The sequence below is a fragment of the Veillonella atypica genome (assembly GCF_041431435.1).
Classification (GTDB): Bacteria; Bacillota; Negativicutes; order Veillonellales; family Veillonellaceae; genus Veillonella; species Veillonella atypica.
On sequence record NZ_JAPVXV010000007.1, the window covers coordinates 1 to 19,248 of the forward strand.

At 39.7% G+C, this 19,248-nt stretch carries 17 protein-coding genes; 15 read left to right on the plus strand and 2 right to left on the minus strand.

Features of this window, described 5'->3' with window-relative positions:
* The 15 genes from O3598_RS08695 to O3598_RS08765 form a co-directional block, all read left to right on the plus strand.
* A partial coding sequence (locus O3598_RS08695) for a hypothetical protein (RefSeq protein ID WP_371452402.1) occupies window positions 1-399 on the plus strand: 399 nt, incomplete at its 5' end.
* Between the two features lie 118 nt (window positions 400-517).
* Window positions 518-895: a hypothetical protein gene (locus O3598_RS08700; RefSeq protein ID WP_285416728.1), complete on the plus strand. Its 378-nt coding sequence runs from the start codon at window positions 518-520 to the stop codon at window positions 893-895.
* Between the two features lie 150 nt (window positions 896-1,045).
* Entirely contained in the window at window positions 1,046-1,813 is a 768-nt protein-coding gene (locus tag O3598_RS08705; protein WP_323725512.1) for a M48 family metallopeptidase, read from the plus strand.
* 11 nt (window positions 1,814-1,824) lie between these two features.
* Window positions 1,825-5,232, plus strand: a complete 3,408-nt coding sequence (locus tag O3598_RS08710; RefSeq protein WP_316586854.1) for a DNA polymerase III subunit alpha — start codon at window positions 1,825-1,827, stop codon at window positions 5,230-5,232.
* A gap of 34 nt (window positions 5,233-5,266) precedes the next feature.
* A complete protein-coding gene (pyk, locus tag O3598_RS08715) occupies window positions 5,267-7,015 on the plus strand; it encodes a pyruvate kinase (protein WP_316586853.1) in 1,749 nt (582 codons plus the stop codon).
* 46 nt (window positions 7,016-7,061) lie between these two features.
* Window positions 7,062-7,973, plus strand: coding sequence for a LysR family transcriptional regulator (locus O3598_RS08720; protein ID WP_005378429.1), 912 nt, complete (start codon window positions 7,062-7,064; stop codon window positions 7,971-7,973).
* 280 nt (window positions 7,974-8,253) lie between these two features.
* Complete coding sequence (locus O3598_RS08725; protein WP_316586852.1) at window positions 8,254-9,675, plus strand: DASS family sodium-coupled anion symporter; 1,422 nt, start codon at window positions 8,254-8,256, stop codon at window positions 9,673-9,675.
* 104 nt (window positions 9,676-9,779) lie between these two features.
* The gene (gene citD, locus O3598_RS08730) at window positions 9,780-10,049 is read left to right on the plus strand and encodes a citrate lyase acyl carrier protein (RefSeq protein ID WP_005379312.1); all 270 of its coding nucleotides are present in this window, start codon (window positions 9,780-9,782) and stop codon (window positions 10,047-10,049) included.
* A complete protein-coding gene (locus O3598_RS08735) occupies window positions 10,049-11,014 on the plus strand; it encodes an HpcH/HpaI aldolase/citrate lyase family protein (protein WP_285416739.1) in 966 nt (321 codons plus the stop codon). Before citD ends, O3598_RS08735 begins: the two co-directional genes overlap by 1 nt.
* Window positions 11,004-12,551 (plus strand): citrate lyase subunit alpha, encoded by a 1,548-nt coding sequence (gene citF, locus O3598_RS08740; protein ID WP_059363878.1) that lies wholly within the window; start codon window positions 11,004-11,006, stop codon window positions 12,549-12,551. The genes O3598_RS08735 and citF overlap by 11 nt, the downstream gene beginning before the upstream one ends.
* A gap of 234 nt (window positions 12,552-12,785) precedes the next feature.
* Window positions 12,786-13,625 (plus strand): KilA-N domain-containing protein, encoded by an 840-nt coding sequence (locus tag O3598_RS08745; protein WP_005378390.1) that lies wholly within the window; start codon window positions 12,786-12,788, stop codon window positions 13,623-13,625.
* Window positions 13,626-13,677: 52 nt separating this feature from the next.
* Complete coding sequence (locus O3598_RS08750) at window positions 13,678-14,553, plus strand: DUF4261 domain-containing protein (RefSeq protein ID WP_005378408.1); 876 nt, start codon at window positions 13,678-13,680, stop codon at window positions 14,551-14,553.
* A 28-nt stretch (window positions 14,554-14,581) separates the two neighbouring features.
* Complete coding sequence (locus tag O3598_RS08755; RefSeq protein WP_060807586.1) at window positions 14,582-14,938, plus strand: cupin domain-containing protein; 357 nt, start codon at window positions 14,582-14,584, stop codon at window positions 14,936-14,938.
* A gap of 232 nt (window positions 14,939-15,170) precedes the next feature.
* Window positions 15,171-15,917 carry a Bax inhibitor-1/YccA family protein gene (locus O3598_RS08760; protein WP_119983057.1) on the plus strand — a complete coding sequence of 249 codons (747 nt, stop codon included), beginning with the start codon at window positions 15,171-15,173 and terminating at the stop codon, window positions 15,915-15,917.
* Between the two features lie 201 nt (window positions 15,918-16,118).
* On the plus strand, window positions 16,119-17,435 hold the full coding sequence (locus O3598_RS08765; RefSeq protein WP_281740892.1) for an MFS transporter: 1,317 nt from the start codon (window positions 16,119-16,121) through the stop codon (window positions 17,433-17,435).
* 90 nt (window positions 17,436-17,525) lie between these two features.
* Here the strand turns inward: O3598_RS08765 and O3598_RS08770 are convergent, their stop codons facing one another.
* A complete protein-coding gene (locus O3598_RS08770) occupies window positions 17,526-17,945 on the minus strand; it encodes a hypothetical protein (protein WP_371452405.1) in 420 nt (139 codons plus the stop codon).
* Window positions 17,945-18,868 carry a LysR family transcriptional regulator gene (locus O3598_RS08775; RefSeq protein ID WP_005378410.1) on the minus strand — a complete coding sequence of 308 codons (924 nt, stop codon included), beginning with the start codon at window positions 18,866-18,868 and terminating at the stop codon, window positions 17,945-17,947. The genes O3598_RS08770 and O3598_RS08775 overlap by 1 nt, the downstream gene beginning before the upstream one ends.
* Window positions 18,869-19,248: the final 380 nt, after the last annotated feature.

Here is a 19,248-nt window from a genome sequence, read left to right on the forward strand (position 1 = left end):
TATAAATATGAACATCGTTATTTTTTAGGTTATTCAAAGGGAGAAAATTATATACTAGATACTCAAAATGGTGTTACATTAGAATATAATGGATATTCTTATGAGGCCCAATCAGATTATTTATATAGTTATGGAAAAACAGGATTTTTAAAGCTTGATTTAAATTCAGGGCAAACTTACTATTTATTTGATGACCAAACTGATGAAATTTACAAAACCAATATTTTAAATAGATGTTTGTTAGAGAAAAAAGATCTGGAAAAAGAACAGAAACCAATACAAACACATGTTTGGACTAATGAATCCGACTTAACGTTAGAAGAACAGAATATTTACAATCGGTTGAAAGATAAGAAGATGAGATATCCTAATCGTTCTATTATTGTTAAAGTAAAATAATATGCTTAATATTTTTAGGTGATTTAGATGCACCGTAAGACAAGCAGATAATATAGAGTATACAGATGAAGTTATTCAAGATGGTTTCGGTGGTATAAAAGATTAGTGAGGAGAGATTATGAACGCTGGGCGTATCTTATGTAGTATTTTACTTGGTATGTATGCAATATATATTATACGGAATAATGCAATAACTATTGCAGGAGCAAATACTAAGAAAAGTCTTCTTCTTACGATGATACAATTAGGTCAATTATTAATGCTTGAATTAATGGTTATTTTTGGGGGGAGGCTTTTACATAGTTTTTCGATTTTTTCATTAATACTCGCGGGCCTTCTTTGGGGAGAAATGTTTGCACTAAAGCAAAATCTGAATGAATATTTTATGTGCAAAGAGGGGAAAAGATATGGAATTAGTATTATAGGTATAGGTCGAATTGCTGTGTCTGTAGCACAGAGTATTCTTTTAATCTTTCTTGGAATCTGTAGTTGGTAAAATTTAATAAGCGCTAAAGTTAATAATGTAATATTTTAGTATTTAAAACAGATAGTTGATTATCTTTAATCAGCTATCTGTTATTTTTTTATTATTTTACCTATATCGAATAATTCCTATTAATATCACTAGAATTTTACAATTTTATGAGTGTTTTATGATAAAATAAAAGGTATGAATACTTCAACAACTCGGTCTATTACCTACAATGGTGACACAATTGAATATGAATTAACAATCAAGCGTGTAAAGAATATAAATATGCGTGTGCACAAGGATGGTAGTATCCATGTTTCGGCGAATGCTTATGTGCCAGATCATCGCATCGATGCGTTTGTTATTGAAAACATACCCTTTATTGAGAGGGCTCGTTTTAAACTAGAAGCATTAACGGCACAACGGATAGAGGCATTGCAATATGTAACGGGTGAAACCGTATCTATTTTAGGTATGCCTGTTTCGCTAGAGGTAGTAGAAACATCTAGCAAACCACATATCAAGTTTGATGGTTCTAATCGCATGGTGATGTTTGTTAAATTGGATTACACCTATGAAGATAAGCATAAATTAATGCAAACCTTTTGGCGTCAGCTAGGAGAAAAGGTGTTTACCCATTGGGCGAAGGTAGTGTATCAACGCTTTCACCAGCAACATATTGATGTGCTCATGCCTACGGTAAAACAACAGCGCATGAAGAGTCGTTGGGGTTCTTGTACGCCATCAAAGCATCTCATTAAGATGAATATGCGTTTATTAGAAGGGCCTCAGGCCTATATTGAATACGTTATGGTCCATGAGTTTGCCCATTTTAAATACTTGGATCATTCTAAGAACTTTCACAATTTAGTGGCCCAATTTTTACCAGATTGGAAGGCCCGAAAGAAATCATTAAATATCTATTTTGCACATAGACCGTAAGGAGGTGTACCATGAAGCCATTTGTACATTTACATAGTCATACGGAATTTAGTTTATTGGACGGCATCAGCCGTTTACCGGATATGGTGCGCCGCGCGAAGGAACTGGAACAACCCGCCCTTGCCATTACGGACCATGGCAATATGTATGCAGCCATCTATTTTTATAAAGAATGTGTGGCACAAGGCATCAAACCGATTATTGGGTGTGAAGTATATGTCACAGAAGGTAGCCGCCTTGATAAACCAGAAGGACGTAGCCGTGAGCGATTAAAACATCTTATTTTGCTAGCCGAAACGATGGAAGGCTATCGAAACCTTGTTAAAATCGTGTCGAAAGCCTCTACAGAAGGTTTTAATTATAAGCCCCGTGCTGACCATGATTTGTTGCGTCAATACAGCAAGGGCATTATTGCTCTTAGTGCGTGTATTCAAGGGGAAGTACCTCAATATATTCTGCAAGATAATATGGACGGGGCCCGCCGAGCTGTTGAATGGTACATTGAAACCTTCGGTAAAGACAATTTCTTTTTAGAAATTCAAAATCACGGTTTACCTGAAGAGTTACGGGCTCAGCAAGTGCTATGCCAATTAGCTGACGAATATGGCCTAGGCATCGTGGCGTCCAATGATTTCCACTATGTTATGAAAGACGACGCTGATGCTCAGGATATCCGCGTTTGTATTCAAACGGGACGACGTCGCGCCGAAGTAGATCGTTTGAAATTCCCTAATGATGAGTTCTATTTAAAATCTGGGGACGAAATGGCGGAGCTCTTTGGACACATCCCTGGGGCGTTAGAAAATACATTAAAGATTGCAGACCGATGTAATGTAGAATTTAATTTTGATGAACACCATTTGCCGCACTTTGATGTGCCTGAGGGCGAAACGTCTAAAACTTATTTGCGTAAAGTTTGTGAACGAGAAATACCTCGCTTATATGGCGATACATCTGATGAGCTTAAAAAACGCCTCGACTACGAACTCGATGTTATCGGGACGATGGGCTTTGAAGACTATTTCCTCATCGTATGGGACTATGTGCGTTACGCGCGAGAACACGATATCCTTGTAGGCCCAGGTCGTGGCTCTGCGGCAGGTTCTGTAGTAGCTTATTTATTAGGTATCACAGGCCTTGACCCATTACAATACGATTTGCTCTTTGAACGATTCCTCAATCCAGAACGGGTTAGCATGCCTGATATCGATATCGACTTCTGCTATGAAAAGCGGGGCGAAGCCATTGATTATGTAACGCGAAAATATGGACAGGCACGTGTATCCCAAATCATCACATTTGGTACGGAAGCGGCTCGCGCCGTTATTCGCGACGTAGGTCGTGTGCTTGATTTACCACTAGCTGAGGTCAATCGCATTGCAAAGATGATACCTAATGAATTGGGTATCACCTTAGAAAAGGCTTTGAAAGGTAAAGATTTAAAAGCCTTATATGATACAGATCCTAATGTAAAAGAATTATTTGATTTCGGTCAAAAACTAGAAGGCATTGCGCGTAACTCATCTACCCATGCGGCGGGCGTCGTAATTTCTGCGGACCCTCTAGATGACCATGTGCCTGTACAAAACTCCAATGAAGAAGGCTTTGTCACTCAATATGACAAGGATAATATCGAGGAACTAGGCCTGTTGAAGATGGACTTTTTGGGCCTCCGTACATTGACCGTTATGGGGGATGCCCTTAAGCTCATCAAGGCAAACCGAGGGATTGACCTCGATTTAGATGCCATTCCATTAGATGATAAAGAGGCTTGTGAGCTTCTTACGAAGGGCGATACATCCGGCGTATTCCAGCTCGAATCCGATGGGATTACCAAGCTCGTTATGGATTTGAAACCGGAGCATTTTGAGGATTTAATCCCTCTCGTTGCACTCTATCGCCCAGGTCCTTTGGGATCTGGCATGGTAGCGGATTTTATTGACCGTCGTCATGGTAAAAAAGAGGTGACCTATTTACATCCGATTTTGGAACCGATTTTGAAAGATACGTTCGGTGTTATTCTCTACCAAGAACAGGTTATGCAAATTGCGTCTGCCATGGGTGGGTTCTCCCTTGGCCAAGCAGATTTAATGCGTCGTGCGATGGGTAAGAAAAAAGAATCCGTCCTCAAGGCGCAACGTGAATCCTTTATACAAGGTTCTATCAATAATGGCATCGAAGAGTCCATTGCAAACGAAGTATTTGACTTGCTCGTTTACTTCGCAGGCTATGGCTTTAATAAATCCCATAGTGCGGCCTATGCGTATATTGCGTACCAAACGGCGTATCTTAAGGCCCACTACTTCCCAGAATTTATGGCCGCTACCATGACCAGCTTTATGCAAAATATGGATAAGCTCACCTACTATATCAATGCTTGTAAAAAACACAATGTGCAGGTCCTCGGTCCAGATGTGAACCATTCCTTGCGTAGCTTTGCCGTACAAGGCGATGCCATTCGCTTTGGTCTTGGGGGCATCAAGAATGTAGGGGATAATGCTATTGATCGACTCATTACAGAGCGTGAGGCCAATGGTCTCTATACGAGCATTACCGATTTTTGTCGTCGCGTAGATAGCAAGGTCGTTAATAAACGGTTGCTTGAAAGCCTGATTCGTTGCGGTGCTATGGACGGATTTGAGGAAAATCGCAATCAGTTGTTGCATATGTATGAAAGTGCACAGGCTGTAGGGGCTAAGCAGCAAAAGGATGCTGCCATGGGGACTATGAGTCTCTTTGGTGAAAGCACAGATGATGTCGATATGATTCCGGTACCGAATTTACCTGATTTATCGGAAGATGATAAATTGAAGGATGAAAAGGACTACACCGGATTCTATATTACGGGCCATCCATTGCAAGGCTATAACAAGGAACTGAAAGGCCTCTTTGAATTAGGGCAACTCCTTGAAAACCCAGAGCGTTTTGATGGTCAAACGATTACCTTTGGCGGTCTCATTGCTGAAAGAGGGGATAGACCTACAAAACGGGGCGATGTCATGAGTATTCTTCGCATCGAAGATTACTCTGGTTCGGCTCAAGTGGTGGCATTTCCGAAGGTATTTGCTCAGAGCCAACAATTTTTGGCTGTCGATATGGTCGTTAAGGTGCGAGGCCGCGTTGATGCGGATGAAAAGGGTGTGCAGATTATTGCTGATCGCATTGCACCATTAAAGGTAAATTACAACAATGCACGACAAATCGCTATCCATATTCGAGGTGCCTATGATACGCCAGAGAATAGTAATGCGTTGAAGGAAATACTTTCACAAGCAGAAGGGCAAGTACCGACAGCATTATATTTACACAAACAACGAAAACGAATTAATTTATCACCTCAATTATGCTTTGCACCTACAGATGAAATCATCGCACGCATTGAAGCGGTGTTAGGTGAAGGTGCCGTAGAGGTGCAATAGAGTATATTAAATACCATCCCATTTAGGAGGATATATGAAACGTACAAAAATCGTATGTACCGTAGGTCCGGGCACGGATAAGTTCGGTATTTTAGAAGATATGATGCGCGCTGGCATGAATGTGGCTCGTTTTAACTTCTCTCATGGTTCGCATGAAGAGCAAGCGGAGCGCATGCAAATGGTGCGTGATGCGGCGATGATTGTCAATAAACCAATCGCATTATTGCTCGACACAAAAGGTCCAGAGGTTCGTCTTGGTCTATTTAAAGAAGGCAAGGTGTTCCTCGAAGCGGGGCAACAATTTACATTGACTACGGATGACGTGGAAGGCACGCAAGACATTAGTACTGTAAACCATAAAGGTTTAGTAGGCGATGTGCATGTTGGCGATACGGTTCTCTTAGCTGATGGCCTTGTTAGATTGACCATCGATGCTATTGAAGGTAATAACATCATTACCACCGTTCAAAATAGTGGTGAAATCGGCAATCGCAAACGTGTGGCCGTGCCAGGCGTAGCGCTTAGCTTGCCACCTGTATCCGAGCAAGATGAATTAGATTTGCGCTTTGGTTGCCAACAAGGCGTGGACTTTGTGGCCGCATCCTTTATGCAACGAGCTAAGGATGTGGTGGCTATTCGCCGTATCTTGGAATCTGAACAAAAGGATATTAAGATTATCGCCAAAATTGAAAATGCTGAAGGGGTTAATAATATTGATGAAATCCTCGATGTAGCAGATGGTCTTATGATTGCTCGTGGTGATTTGGGCGTAGAAATTCCAGCCGAAGAAGTACCGGTATTGCAAAAGATGATGATTGAAAAATGTAATCGTCTTGGTAAACCTGTTATTACGGCTACGCAAATGTTGGAGTCTATGATTCAAAACCCTCGTCCTACGCGTGCCGAAGCGAGTGATGTGGCCAATGCCATCTTAGATGGCACCGATGCTATTATGTTGTCTGGCGAGACGGCTAATGGTTCATACCCTGTAGAAGCTGTTACGACCATGACACGTATTGCAGAGGTAACGGAGCAATCCGTCATTTATGATCATAAGAGCAGAACGCAGGAAAGCGTTGATGTGACAACCACTGAGGCTGTATGTTTGGCTAGCGTACGCGTCGCCAGTGATTTAGGGGCGGCAGCTATTTTAACATGTACCGAATCTGGACATACTGCGATTAGTGTGGCTCGTCACCGTCCTGATTGCAAAATTATCGCCATTACACCGCATGATGAAACGATTCGTCGCATGCAATTGTGCTGGGGCGTTGAAGCCATCAAGGGTCGCGAAAATATCAATTCTGATGAAATGGTAAAACAGGCGATTACCGGTGCTCTCGGGGCAAATGCCATCAATTCAGGTGATTTAGTTGTCGTTACCGCTGGCGTACCTTCTGGTTCTACAGGTACTACGAATATGATTCGCGTTCATATTGCAGGCAAGGTGTTGTTATCTGGTAATGGTATCTTGCGTAAATCCGCTACGGGTCGCGTATTTATTGCAGCTAATCATAAGAATGATTATGAAAGCTTCCAATCTGGCGATATCCTCGTAGTAGGGACTATGGAACCAGAGTTGATGAACATTGCTAAACGAGCAGGCGGTATTGTAGCCGTTGAAGATGGGTACACATCGGATAGCGCTATTGCAGGCATTACGTATGGCATTCCTGTCATCTTAGGAGCTAAAGACGCTCATGACGTATTGCTGGAAGGCGCAGAGGTCACCATCGATGGAGAACGGGGCAAAGTCTTTGCAGGCATTGCGAATGCTAGATAAGCAATATATAATGTAATTAGGTTGGTCATAAAAAAGGAGTACGACTATGGATGATAAAGAATGGCGTACCTTTGTAACCGTTGTAGATGAAGGTAATATAACAAAAGCAGCTGAAAAGTTATTTGTTTCGCAACCTGCTTTGAGCTATCGACTGCGTCATTTAGAGGATAGTGTAGGATACTCCTTGTTGCTTCGCACCACAGAAGGCATTGCATTGACGCCACAAGGTGAAATCTATTATGACTATTGCAAACGCATGCTGCATGATAGAGAGGCCTTAGACCATGCATTGACGTCGTCTACTGGTAAGATTCAAGGTACCTTGAAGATTGCATCATCTATCAATTTTGCAGATTATGAATTACCAGCTTTGTTGAAATCGTTCCGCGAACAGTATCCAGATGTACATATTCAAGTTAAGACAGCTTTCAGCCATCAAGTTGTAAAGATGTTTAATACCGGTGATTGTATGGTGGCGTTTGCACGTGGTGGATATGAAGTATCAGGCAATTCAGAATTGTTATTGGAAGAACCGTATTGCTTGGTATATAAAGAGTTAGTGCCACCAGAATCGTTAGAGAAGGTGCCTTTTATTCGATACCAAACCGATGCATCGGTAGCTAATATCATTGAAAAATGGTGTGCCGAGCATTTTGAAGAACCCCCCATTGTGGCGATGGACGTCAATTCCATGAGTACATGTCGGCATTTTGTGCGGGCAGGTCTAGGATGGTCTATCCTAACCTATATGGGGCTTGGATCTTGTAAAGACAAAGATATTTATGTTAGCCCATTGCGTAGCAAGGATGGAACATATATTACGCGTGATACCAATATGGTATACACAAAAGAATCGGCTAATCTAATTGCTGTTAAAACGTTCATTGAGTACGTACGAAATTACTATAAACAACACACTGTTGTAGACGATAGTATTTTTAGAGAATATCAATCATAACATGTAAGTGCATGTATACATCTTGTTAGAGGTGTATGCATGCATTTTTTTCATTTACACCTAAAAATCTATGAGAAAAATGCATAAAAAGTATGAATGACAGTTATAAAAATTTTTATGACCCCTATAAAGGTAATCTATTTTTCAGAAAATGATTACCAACGTATAATGAAATCATACTAAATACAAGAATTCATAAAGTAATAGTCGCGTATTACGAATTACTTGGGTAGTGTTAGGATGAACAGTATATGCCTATGTTTATAAGAAAGGAAAAAACATGGAAAGACTTGTAAAATTAGCCGTTATTGTGCTAATCCCAATTATCCTCTGGTTTACAACTCCACCAGCAGGGCTTTCTGCGGAAGCGTGGCGCCTATTTGGTTTCTACATCGCAGGTATCTTAGGTTTGATTTTAAAACCATATCCAATTCAAATTATTTTATTATCCGTATTATCTGCTTCTGCATTATTCATGGATAATGCAAAAGATATTTTGGTAGGTTATGGCTCCACAGCATTGTGGATGATCATTGCAGCCTTCTCCTTGAGCGTTGCATTTGGTAAAACTGGTCTTGGTCACCGTGTAGCTTACCACTTAATCCGTGCATTCGGTTCCACAGTATTGCGTTTAGGCTATGTAACAGCGCTTCTTGACTTAATCTTGTCTCCAGCAACACCTTCTAATACAGCACGTGCAGCTGGTATCGTATATCCTATTAACTTATCCATTGCAGAATCTATCGGTTCTTACCCTGGTGATACTGCAAAACGCGGCGGCTCCTTTATCTTGATGAATGGTTACTTCGTAACAAAGATTACGTCCTTCATGTTCTTAACAGCTATGGCTCCTAATGTGTTGGCACTGGATTTCGTTACTAAGATTACAGGCCTTACTATGAACTGGGTTGAATGGGCAGTGGCTTTGGCACTTCCTGGACTTGTAATGTTATTTTTTGTTCCTCTTGTAGGCTACTGGATTGACCGTCCTGAAGCTGTAAAAATCGACAATAAGAAATTGGCAGACGAAGGTCTTGCAAAATTAGGACCTATGAAAATGTCTGAAAAAATCTTGGCTGTTGTATTCATTCTTGCTCTTCTTGGTTGGGCCTGGCCTTCTATTGGATATTTTTTCCCAGCTATCGCTTTTGATTTGAGTCCTACAGCAGTAGCATTAGTTGCTATGACTGTTGTTTTCTTATCCGGCATCATCACATGGGAAGATATGGTTCAAACAAAAGCTGTTTGGAACACATTCATCTGGTTCGGTGCTATCCTTGGTTTATCCACAGCTTTAACAAAAGCTAAATTCTTTGCTTGGCTTGCTACATTTATGGAAGCAAACTTGGCACTCGATGTGTCACCACTCGTAGTAGTATTGATTCTTTCCGCTATCAGCGTTGTAATTCGTTACTTATTCGCTTCTAGTACTGCATATATCGCATCCATGCTTCCTGTATTCTTAACGGTAGGTATGGCAGCCGGTGTTAACCCTGTTATGTTTGGTCTAGTATTGCTTGCTACAAATGCATTTGGTGGTCTCGTAACTCACTACGGTGCATCCCCTGGTCCTATCATCTACTCTGCAGGTTATAATAACATTAAAGAATGGTGGACAGCTGGTGGTATCTTAGCGGTATTATGCTGGATTTTACTCTTTGTAATAGGTATCCCTTGGTGGACTTTCATCGGTATGATTTAATCATCATATAATTTTATACTCATCATTGTTTTTACGGCTTGGGTCAGACTTCGCGACGGTCTGGTCTTTGCCATTTGATATATTTTTTAGTGAAAGGATGTAACATGGCACAATTAGTGAAAGCTGCGCAAGCAGGCTTCGACGAAAAAAATGATGCATTGGTTACGGTAGAACCGATTGCTAGCGGCATCGAAATCGAATTGACTTCCAAAGTTATGCGTCAATATGGCGACCAAATTAAATCTGTTATCTTGAATACAGTTAAAGAAGCTGGTTTTGACGGTGTAAAAGTAACTGTACAAGATAAAAATGCTTGGGATTACACAATTAAAGCTCGCGTGTTGGGCGCATTAGAAAGGGGGAGCAAAGCATAATGGCTAACGATAAAACATTTCCAGAAGTAAAAACTAATCCGCTTACAGAAGCGGCTAAAAAACGCTTATCCCGTTCCATGATGTTCGTTCCTGGTAATACACCAAAAATGATTAACAGTGCTGATATCCACGGTTCTGACTCTATCATGATCGATATCGAAGATTCCGTGCCTATTACAGAAAAAGACACAGCTCGTCTTTTGACTGCAGAAGCATTGAAATCCCGTAAATTCCGCGCTGAAACTGTAGTTCGTATCAACCATCCTACACAAACACCTTATGGTTATGATGATCTTGATATTATCGTTCCAGCAAAACCTGATATGATTCGTTTACCTAAAACTGAAGATGTTTCTGAAGTTGAAATCGTAGCGAAGAAAATTGAGGAAGTGGAAAAAGCTAATGGCTGGCCAGAAGGTACAATCAATATCATCGTAGCTATCGAATCCGTTCGTGGCTTGTACAATGTTCGTGAAATCTGCCATGGCCCTCGCGTAGTTGCTATCGCGCTTGGCGCTGAAGACTACCGTGCTGACCTTCGTACAGGTAAACATAAACCAGCTGTTGAATTGTTGTTCGCTCGTCAAACAATTCTTCACGCAGCACGTGAAGCAGGTATCCGCGTAATCGATACTGTATTCTCTGACGTAAAAGACCCTCAAGGCTTCCGCGAAGAAGTTGAATTCATTAAAGCATTGGGTTATGACGGCAAATCTTGCATCCACCCAAGCCAAATCAAAATTATCCACGAAGTATTCACTCCTGATGAAAAAGAAATCGCTCATTCCGTTAAGGTATTGAACAGCTATGCTGATGCATTGCGCAACAATAAAGGCGTAATCTCCGTAGATGGTAAAATGATCGATGGTCCTATCGTAGTTCGTGCACAACGCGTAGTTGATAAAGCACGTGCAGCAGGCATTAAAGTTGAATTAGAGGAAGGAGCAGAATACGATGTTAAATAAAGTAGGTCGCGATATCCCAACAAATATCCCAGCACTAGAAGGTCGCGAAGTATATCAAGGTGAATTCGCAATTGAACCTAAAGCTAAACGTGCAGGTAAACCTGTTCACATGAGCCGTGTTGGTACAAATAAAGTTCTTGCTTCCATTGATGAAGCAATCGAAAAAGCTGGTGTAAAAGATGGCATGACATTGTCCTTCCATCATCATTTGCGTAATGGCGACTATGTTATGAAAATGGTTATGGAACGCGTTCAAGCGAAAGGTATTAAAGATATTACAATCGCTTCTTCTTCCTTGTCCCCATGTCATGACTTCTTGGTAGAAATGATTCAAGACGGTACTGTTACAGCGCTCGAAACATCTGGTTTGCGCGATCGTCTTGGTAAATTCTTAACACAAAACCCTGGCGTATTAAAACGTCCTGTAGTCATTCGTCCTCATGGTGGCCGTGCTCGTGCTATCGAATCTGGCGAAGTTCATATTGATGTAGCTTTCATGGCTGCTCCTACAGCTGACCCTCGCGGCAATGCAACTGGTCGTATGGGTAAATCTGCATGTGGTGCACTTGGCTATGCTAAGGTTGACTCTCACTATGCAGATACAACTGTTATCATCACTGATAACTTGGTTGACTATGTACACAACTATGCCATCCCTCAAACAGATGTAGACTATGTTGTTCCTGTTGAAAGCATTGGCGACCCAGAAGGTATTGCTTCTGGTGCAATTGGTTTCACTAAGAACCCTATTCAAATTAAAATCGCTGAACTAGCTGGTGAATTCCTTGATCAAGCTGGTATCATTAAAGAAGGTTTCGTATTCCAATTGGGTGCTGGTGGTGCTCCATTGACTGTAGCAAAATTCATTGCTGAAAAACTTCGCAAACGCGGTGAAGCTGGTGGCTTTGCTATTGGTGGTGCTACTGGTATCTTGACTGGTATGCTTGAAGAAGGTTTGATTAAAGCTATCTATGATACTCAAACATTCGATACTACTGCAGCTGCATCCTTGGATAAAAACCCTGCACACATCGAAATGTCCGCTTCCATGTACGCTAACCCATGGACAGACTGCACTACAAACTACCTCGACGTAGTATTCCTTGGTGCTACTGAAATCGACCTTGATTTCAACGTAAACGTAATGACAGATTCCAACGGTGTATTGATGGGCGCTTCTGGCGGTCACTCCGATACAGCAGCAGGGGCTAAATGCACAGTTATTACTTGCCCATTGATCCGTGGCCGCTTGCCAATGATTCGTGACAAAGTAGCAACTGTGATTACACCAGGCTCCTCTGTTGACGTACTCGTTACTGAATACGGTATCGCAATCAACCCAGCTCGTACTGATTTGATTGAACGCTTCAAAGATAGCAACTTGCCTATCTATACAATTGAAGAATTACAACAATTAGCATTTGATTTAGTAGGTAAACCACAAGATATCCCTGTATCTGACAAAGACGAAGATATCATCGCAATCGTAGAATATCGCGATGGCTCTATCATTGACGTGGTTCGTAAACCTCTATAATTGAGTAGGGATGAGAGTCCGAGGGAAGCTGTAACAGTTCCGCCATCGGCTCATCACCCTATGCTGATTAGATAATATAAAGACCCTCTCTATGGTCCTAGGACTCACACATGCCTGAAGTTCCTCTACGGACCACGGAGAGGGTCTTTTTCTTATCACAGTTACGTTAGATTTATTGTATAATTTAGATAATAATATATTATTTATTTTGTATAAGGTGAGAGAAGGTTTAGTATGACAAATGTAAAAAAAGATAGTTTGTCTGCAAAGGGCTTGTCAATTCAAGTATATACAGAAGACTTTATGAATGATTATATTAGTCTAACAGACATAGCTCGATATAAAAGTGATGAACCTAGTGATGTAATTAAAAACTGGATGAGAAGAAAAGATACTATTGAGTTTTTAGGTTTGTGGGAGAGCTTAAATAATACGAATTTTAATTCGGTCGAATTCGACCGAATTAAATCTGAAGCGGGATATAATTCATTTACTTTATCGCCCAAGAAATGGATAAGTTTAACAAATGCAATCGGCATTATTTCGAAGAGTGGTCGATATGGAGGGGCTTTTGCATATAGTGACATAGCTTTTGAGTTTGCTTCATGGATTTCGGCTGAATTTAAAATGTACGTCATACAAGATTATAAGCGTCTTAAATCAGATGAAAATTCAAAGTTATCCTTAAATTGGAATTTGAATCGTGAAATATCAAAACTTAATTATAAAATTCACACAGACGCTATTAAAGAATATCTTTTAAATGATTTAACAGATGAGCAATTATCATATAAATATGCTAGCGAAGCAGATTTGCTAAATGTAGCATTATTTGATAAGAGAGCTAAACAGTGGCGTGATGAAAACCCTAAATTAAAAGGTAATATGCGTGACTATGCTAATTTACAGGAATTATTAGTTTTAGCTAACATGGAAAGCTATAATGCAATTTTAATTAGTAAGGGCATTTCTCAAAAGGAAAGAATGATAGAATTAAGAGCATTAGCTAAAAAACAATTATTGTCATTAAAATCCTTAGAAAATAAAAAGCTTATATCTAAAGATAATTTGTAGGAGAGTATATAGCAGTATTTTGGACTTTCTTGATATTAATAGGAGAGAGACTATGAGCCAAGTATTTAAACAGGATTTAACGGATACTTCAGGTCGTCCTGGTGGTATATTTTTTGTTGAGTTGCTGATGGCGGAGCATTGTGATATACTTGACCGTGAGCATATGGTTGAGGTATTTACAAAGCACTTAGGCACTGTAGATTGTTTTAGTTATGGGGCGGATTCAGCTGGTTTTGCACCTCAGAATTATAAGGTGCATTATGAGGATAATGATGCAGAGGTTCCTCCAACATTGATGATTACAAAATGTGAGAAAATTGATAAGCCTGTATTAGACGATTTTGATCGTAGTCAGGTATGGAATTGTCCCAATGTAGATGACTTGTTGGCAGAGTGCGAATATAGAGTATTTGCTACGGATATGTTAGCTGCTGGTTTAGAGTCAAAACAGCGTGCTGATATGCTCGTAAAGTATGTAGATGCTTTGTTAGAATTATATCCGGCTTGTAAGGCCGTTGTCTTTGGTCCATCTCGTAAGTTTTTAAGTCGTGAATCGATTGAAAATTATCCAGATAAGGCTGTAACTCGTTTTATTGATTATGCAGTTAATGTGCGATATTTTAACATTCAAGGTACAGAAGATATGATGGTTGACTCGGTGGGGATGAGCACCTTATTCTTGCCTGATGTACAGTATCACTTTCATGGTATGAATCCTGATGATGTAGTTATTCATGCATATAATATGCTGTATTTTATTTTAGAAAATGACAATCCTGTGGGTGATGGTGATACTATTAGCGGCCTAGAGAATGGAGAATTGGATTCAAATGTTCAATGGACATTGCATTATGAGGATTCTCTAATTCAACCGGTGAGAGCAGTGCTTGATGTAAATATGGGTGAATATGCTTCAGGAACTCGTTAGTCGTTAATTGATGAAAGGTGAGGGTATTATGAGTAATCAACGTGTTTTTGATATGGAACTTGTGAAAGTTGAAAGTTTGGAGAATGCTGTTAGGACGCCATTTTATCAAACTGATTCCACAGGTGGTTCAGTATGGGTTATTAAACCTGGTCAAACCTTACCAAAACATTATCATCATCACTCTGATGATATATGGGTTATATTGCAAGGCAAGGGTGTATTTTATCCAACACCTGATACAGAGGTGCCTTTTACAAAGGGGCAAGTTATAGTATCTAAAAAGGGTGAATGTCATGGTGCAAAAAATACTGGAACGGAAGATATTGTCTTTGTGAGTATCGTTGCGCCAGTGCCTGCTGATTATGATCCTGTTAATACTAATTAATATGAAAGCACTTTATAGTATTTTCTTATCTTGTGATAGAGATATATTCATACTATAAAGTGCTTTTTAAGGAACGATAACAGAAAGTGGGTCACTAGTGAGGTAGAAGGACTCAAATTTCTTTATGATTTGGTTTTATACAATGTGTTTTTATGGCGTTGAATAAGAATTTTTAGTATAATATAAAGATAGATAACAAACTATATAAACTACAAATAGCAAGGAGGTTCTTATGAATCCATACATGACACAAACGCCAAATGCTAATGATGTAGCATTGGTAGAAAGTATTGTATCTCAACGGTTAAAGGGTTCCATCTTATGGATGGTTGTCGGCTTATTGACTACATTAGGTATTGGTGTTGCGACGCTAATGAATCCGTCTTGGGCGCGCTTTGCAGCTAGCAATTTTAATATTTTATTGATTGCAGAAGTAGCGGTGGTATTCTTGTTTAGCATGCGCACGTATAAGGCCAATGTTATGTCTCTATATGCGATGTTCTTCATCTATAGTGCATTGAATGGCGTTACCTTATCACTTGTTTCGTTAGCATATGGCATCATGGAAGCTACTGTACCAGCATTGATTGGGGCGTTGGCGTTCTTCGTTGCCTTTTCTATTGTAGGCCTTACGACTAAGAAGAATTTAGCCGGATTAACACCGTACTTAGTGGCTGCTATATTTGGTATGATTATCGTAAGTCTCGTGTTTATGGCAGCATCGTATTTTTCGATTCCATATCTTAGTTCCATTAGTTATAGTACAATTAGCTTGATTCTTGGCTACGTTGGGGTCGTGGTATTTTCCATCTTTACGGCTGTTGATATGAACATGATTAAAAACAGTGTTACTCAATTGGCACTATCTGAAGATGAAACGATTTTAGATCGTATTGAAATTGCTGGTGCACTTAGCTTGTATCTCGATTTCATTAACTTGTTCTTATCTTTGTTGCGTATCTTTGGTAACAGACGCTAATATCTGAATAGTGTATGTGAAAGCACCTTATATACTGTTAGAAATCTTTATGGAGATTTTACATAACAGATATAAGGTGCTTTTTGTATGTTACATATTCTAATTCGTTATTCCTATATTCTATATAATATCATTGACAGAGGACATTTGTTTTTTTAATATATTATGGTACGTATCATATAGTAAGTAGAAAGGATTCATATGAACTCATCATCTGTACCAGAGCCTCAAAGTGGGGCCATCGATTTCAAGGATTTTACAAGGCGGCGTATGTTGCATGTCATCCTACCATTATTTATTGTTTCTATTATTGCCTTTTTAGACCGTGTAAATATCGCCTATGCAGGCTTGACCATGAAAGAGAATTTACCATGGTTAACACCAGAAATATTCGGTATGGGCGCAGGTATATTCTTTATTGGCTATGTTTTATTTGAAGTCCCTGCATCTCTGTTAGCATCGAGATTTAATGCGATGCATTGGGTAGCGCGTATCATGTTTAGTTGGGGCATTGTATGTGTCCTCATGACGACAATGACTACGGAGTGGGAGTTCTTCTTATATCGATTCTTGTTAGGTTTATGTGAAGCGTCATTATATCCGGTTATCTATTCTTTATTGATACCTAATTGGTTTTTACCGAGAGAACGGGCAAAGGCAATTTCCTTAATGCTTACATCTCTATTATTCTCTAACATTATCGGCGGTCCATTAGCAGGCGTATTGCTCGATACGACATTTTTTGGATTACATGGATGGCGTACATTGTTTATTGTAGAAGCATTACCAGCCGTTATCTTTGCTTTCATTTTTGCATTCTGGATGAAAGAAAAACCAGAAGAAGCCGCTTGGGTAACTGATGCAGAGAAAGAATATATCAAAGAAGAGCTTGCTAAGGAAGAAGCTGAAAAACAATCCGTAAAGAAATACACAATTTGGCAAGCCTTGAAAGATCCAAAGGTATTGCGATTAGCATTAATTTATTTCTTGTGGGTTATTGGGTTCTGGGGGTTCAGTTTCTGGATGCCACAAGTGCTTAAAAGCTTATCTGGATGGCCACCAAGTGTTGTAGCATGGTCTATTGCCATTCCGATGAGTGCTGCCTTATTAGTACAAGTTTTCTGTGGCTATTCCTCAGAGAAACGCAATGAAAAACGTTGGCATGTGGCGACCACATTATTTGTTGGTACCATAGGTTTTATTGCCACACCACATAGTCCATCACCTGAAATTAGCTTGTTATTCATCTGTTTAACGGCTGTAGGCGTGTATGGTGGTATGGGCGTATGGTGGACGATGCCAACTACATTCTTATCTGGCGCAGCTGCAGCAGGTGCGATGGGCCTTATCAATTCATCCGGTAATATGGGCGGTTGGGTTGGCCCTTATATGCTTGGCTTTATCAACGGTCATACAGGTAGCTTTACTTACGGTTACTATGTAATGGGCGCTTGTATGTTCCTAGCAGGTCTATTGATTTTGACATTACCTAAATCTATGGAACACAAGGATGACTAGATAATATCATCGTGCATTAATATAAAAAGAGCTACATCATTCATATCCTCACACATTGTGTGTTGATATGTTTGATATAGCTCTTTTTGTTTATTTTTTTACATCTGGTACATTACCAGGGTTCATGTCTAGGTTAAGATCTGTAGATTTTAACGGATTAGGATCTCCATCAGGAGAAATAACCTTTAGTTCTGGATGCAACCATTCCAGTTGTTTTAGTTCCCAATCATATCTAGCACCATCATTTTGTAGTTGTCGAATATATTTCTGAAGTTCATCGATTTGATCGCTATGTTTATTAGCCATGCCTTCTAAAATATATAGACGTCCTGCCACACTATCTATGGTGGAACCGTCGTGATCTTCGTCGACGCGCCATTGTAGTTCGGATATTTGAACTTGCTGAATGATGATGACGATGATGAGAACTATAATAACGGCCCACATGGGCGTTTCTTTAGCTTTCAAAAGGGCCCGCAATTTAGTTGCGAGCCCAGATGGTTTGTTCATTATTTATGAGCCTCCAATTGTAGACCAGGTAATGGCAATTTGGAGTTTACAAAGTCTAACCACAAGCGAGAAGCGTGGGAGAGGTAATGACCTTTTTTCCAGATTACATATAAGGTATGGATGATTTCTGGAACGAGAGGACGTACCACAACCTTAGATCCTACTTCTGTATTTTCGCCTACCTCAGGGCAGAGGCGAGATGGTAATAGGGCGATGGCTAAATCGGCACTTACTGTTTGTAACATGAGGTCACGTTGGCTTGTTTCGAATACGATATGAGGTTGGAAACCTGTGTGCTTACATGCTTTGATAATTTCATCATGTAAATTGAAATCGTCCTTGTGAAGTACAAAGGATTCTTCTGAAAGCATATCCAATCGAATTTCTGGTTCCTTGGCAAGTGGGCTAGTTTTAGGAACGATAACGGATAATGGGTCAGATGTGAGATAGAAGGATTCGAATTCCTTAGGATTTGGCTTTGTACAGATGATACCGATATCAATTAAACCTTCTTGTACACTGATTTCGACCTTCTTAGAACCTTGTTCATATAATTCTAAATCGATTTGTGGGTATACCTTTTTAAACTCACCTAATAGTTGCGCAAAGATTGGTGCATCGGTAATAGGTGGGATACCAATTCGGATGGAACCTTGCTCCAAACGAAACTCGTTTTCAAAATCTGTTTTTAAATGTTCAAACATAAATACTACGCGTTTCGCGTGTGTTAAAAAGATGGTACCTCCATCAGTGAGTTCTACGGATTTAGCATTACGCATGAAGAGAACAACACCAAGTTCGTCTTCTAAGGCTTTGATTGTACGGCTAATCGCGGATTGTGAGATGTGTAAGTTTCTTGCTGCTTTACTAAAACTCTTTTGATCAGCCACTTCTACGAAGTATTTTAAATGGTGGAAATCCATAACTAACCCCCTAATATATAAAAGATATTACAAACCTAATTTAAAAATTGGTTTTGATAAATGAGAATAATTATTACTAAAACGCAATTAGCTATTACTTTAAGTAAAGCATGGATAGCGATATTGGCAAGGCGCCAAGCACTGTATGTATTGCGTTGATATAGCCCGCCACGTTATAATGAGTCTATAGGGCTATATCAAGTTATGATATTAGGAATTATGGTTGTGCCCACTACAAAATAGTTTGTACTACATAATGCCATAAATATATATAACATATATATTATTGCATTATTTTTTCATGTACGCAAGTTTGTAATGGTTGTTATTCCTAAACATAATGATAGATTAAGCAAGTGTTCTATTTTTGCTAAATGCTT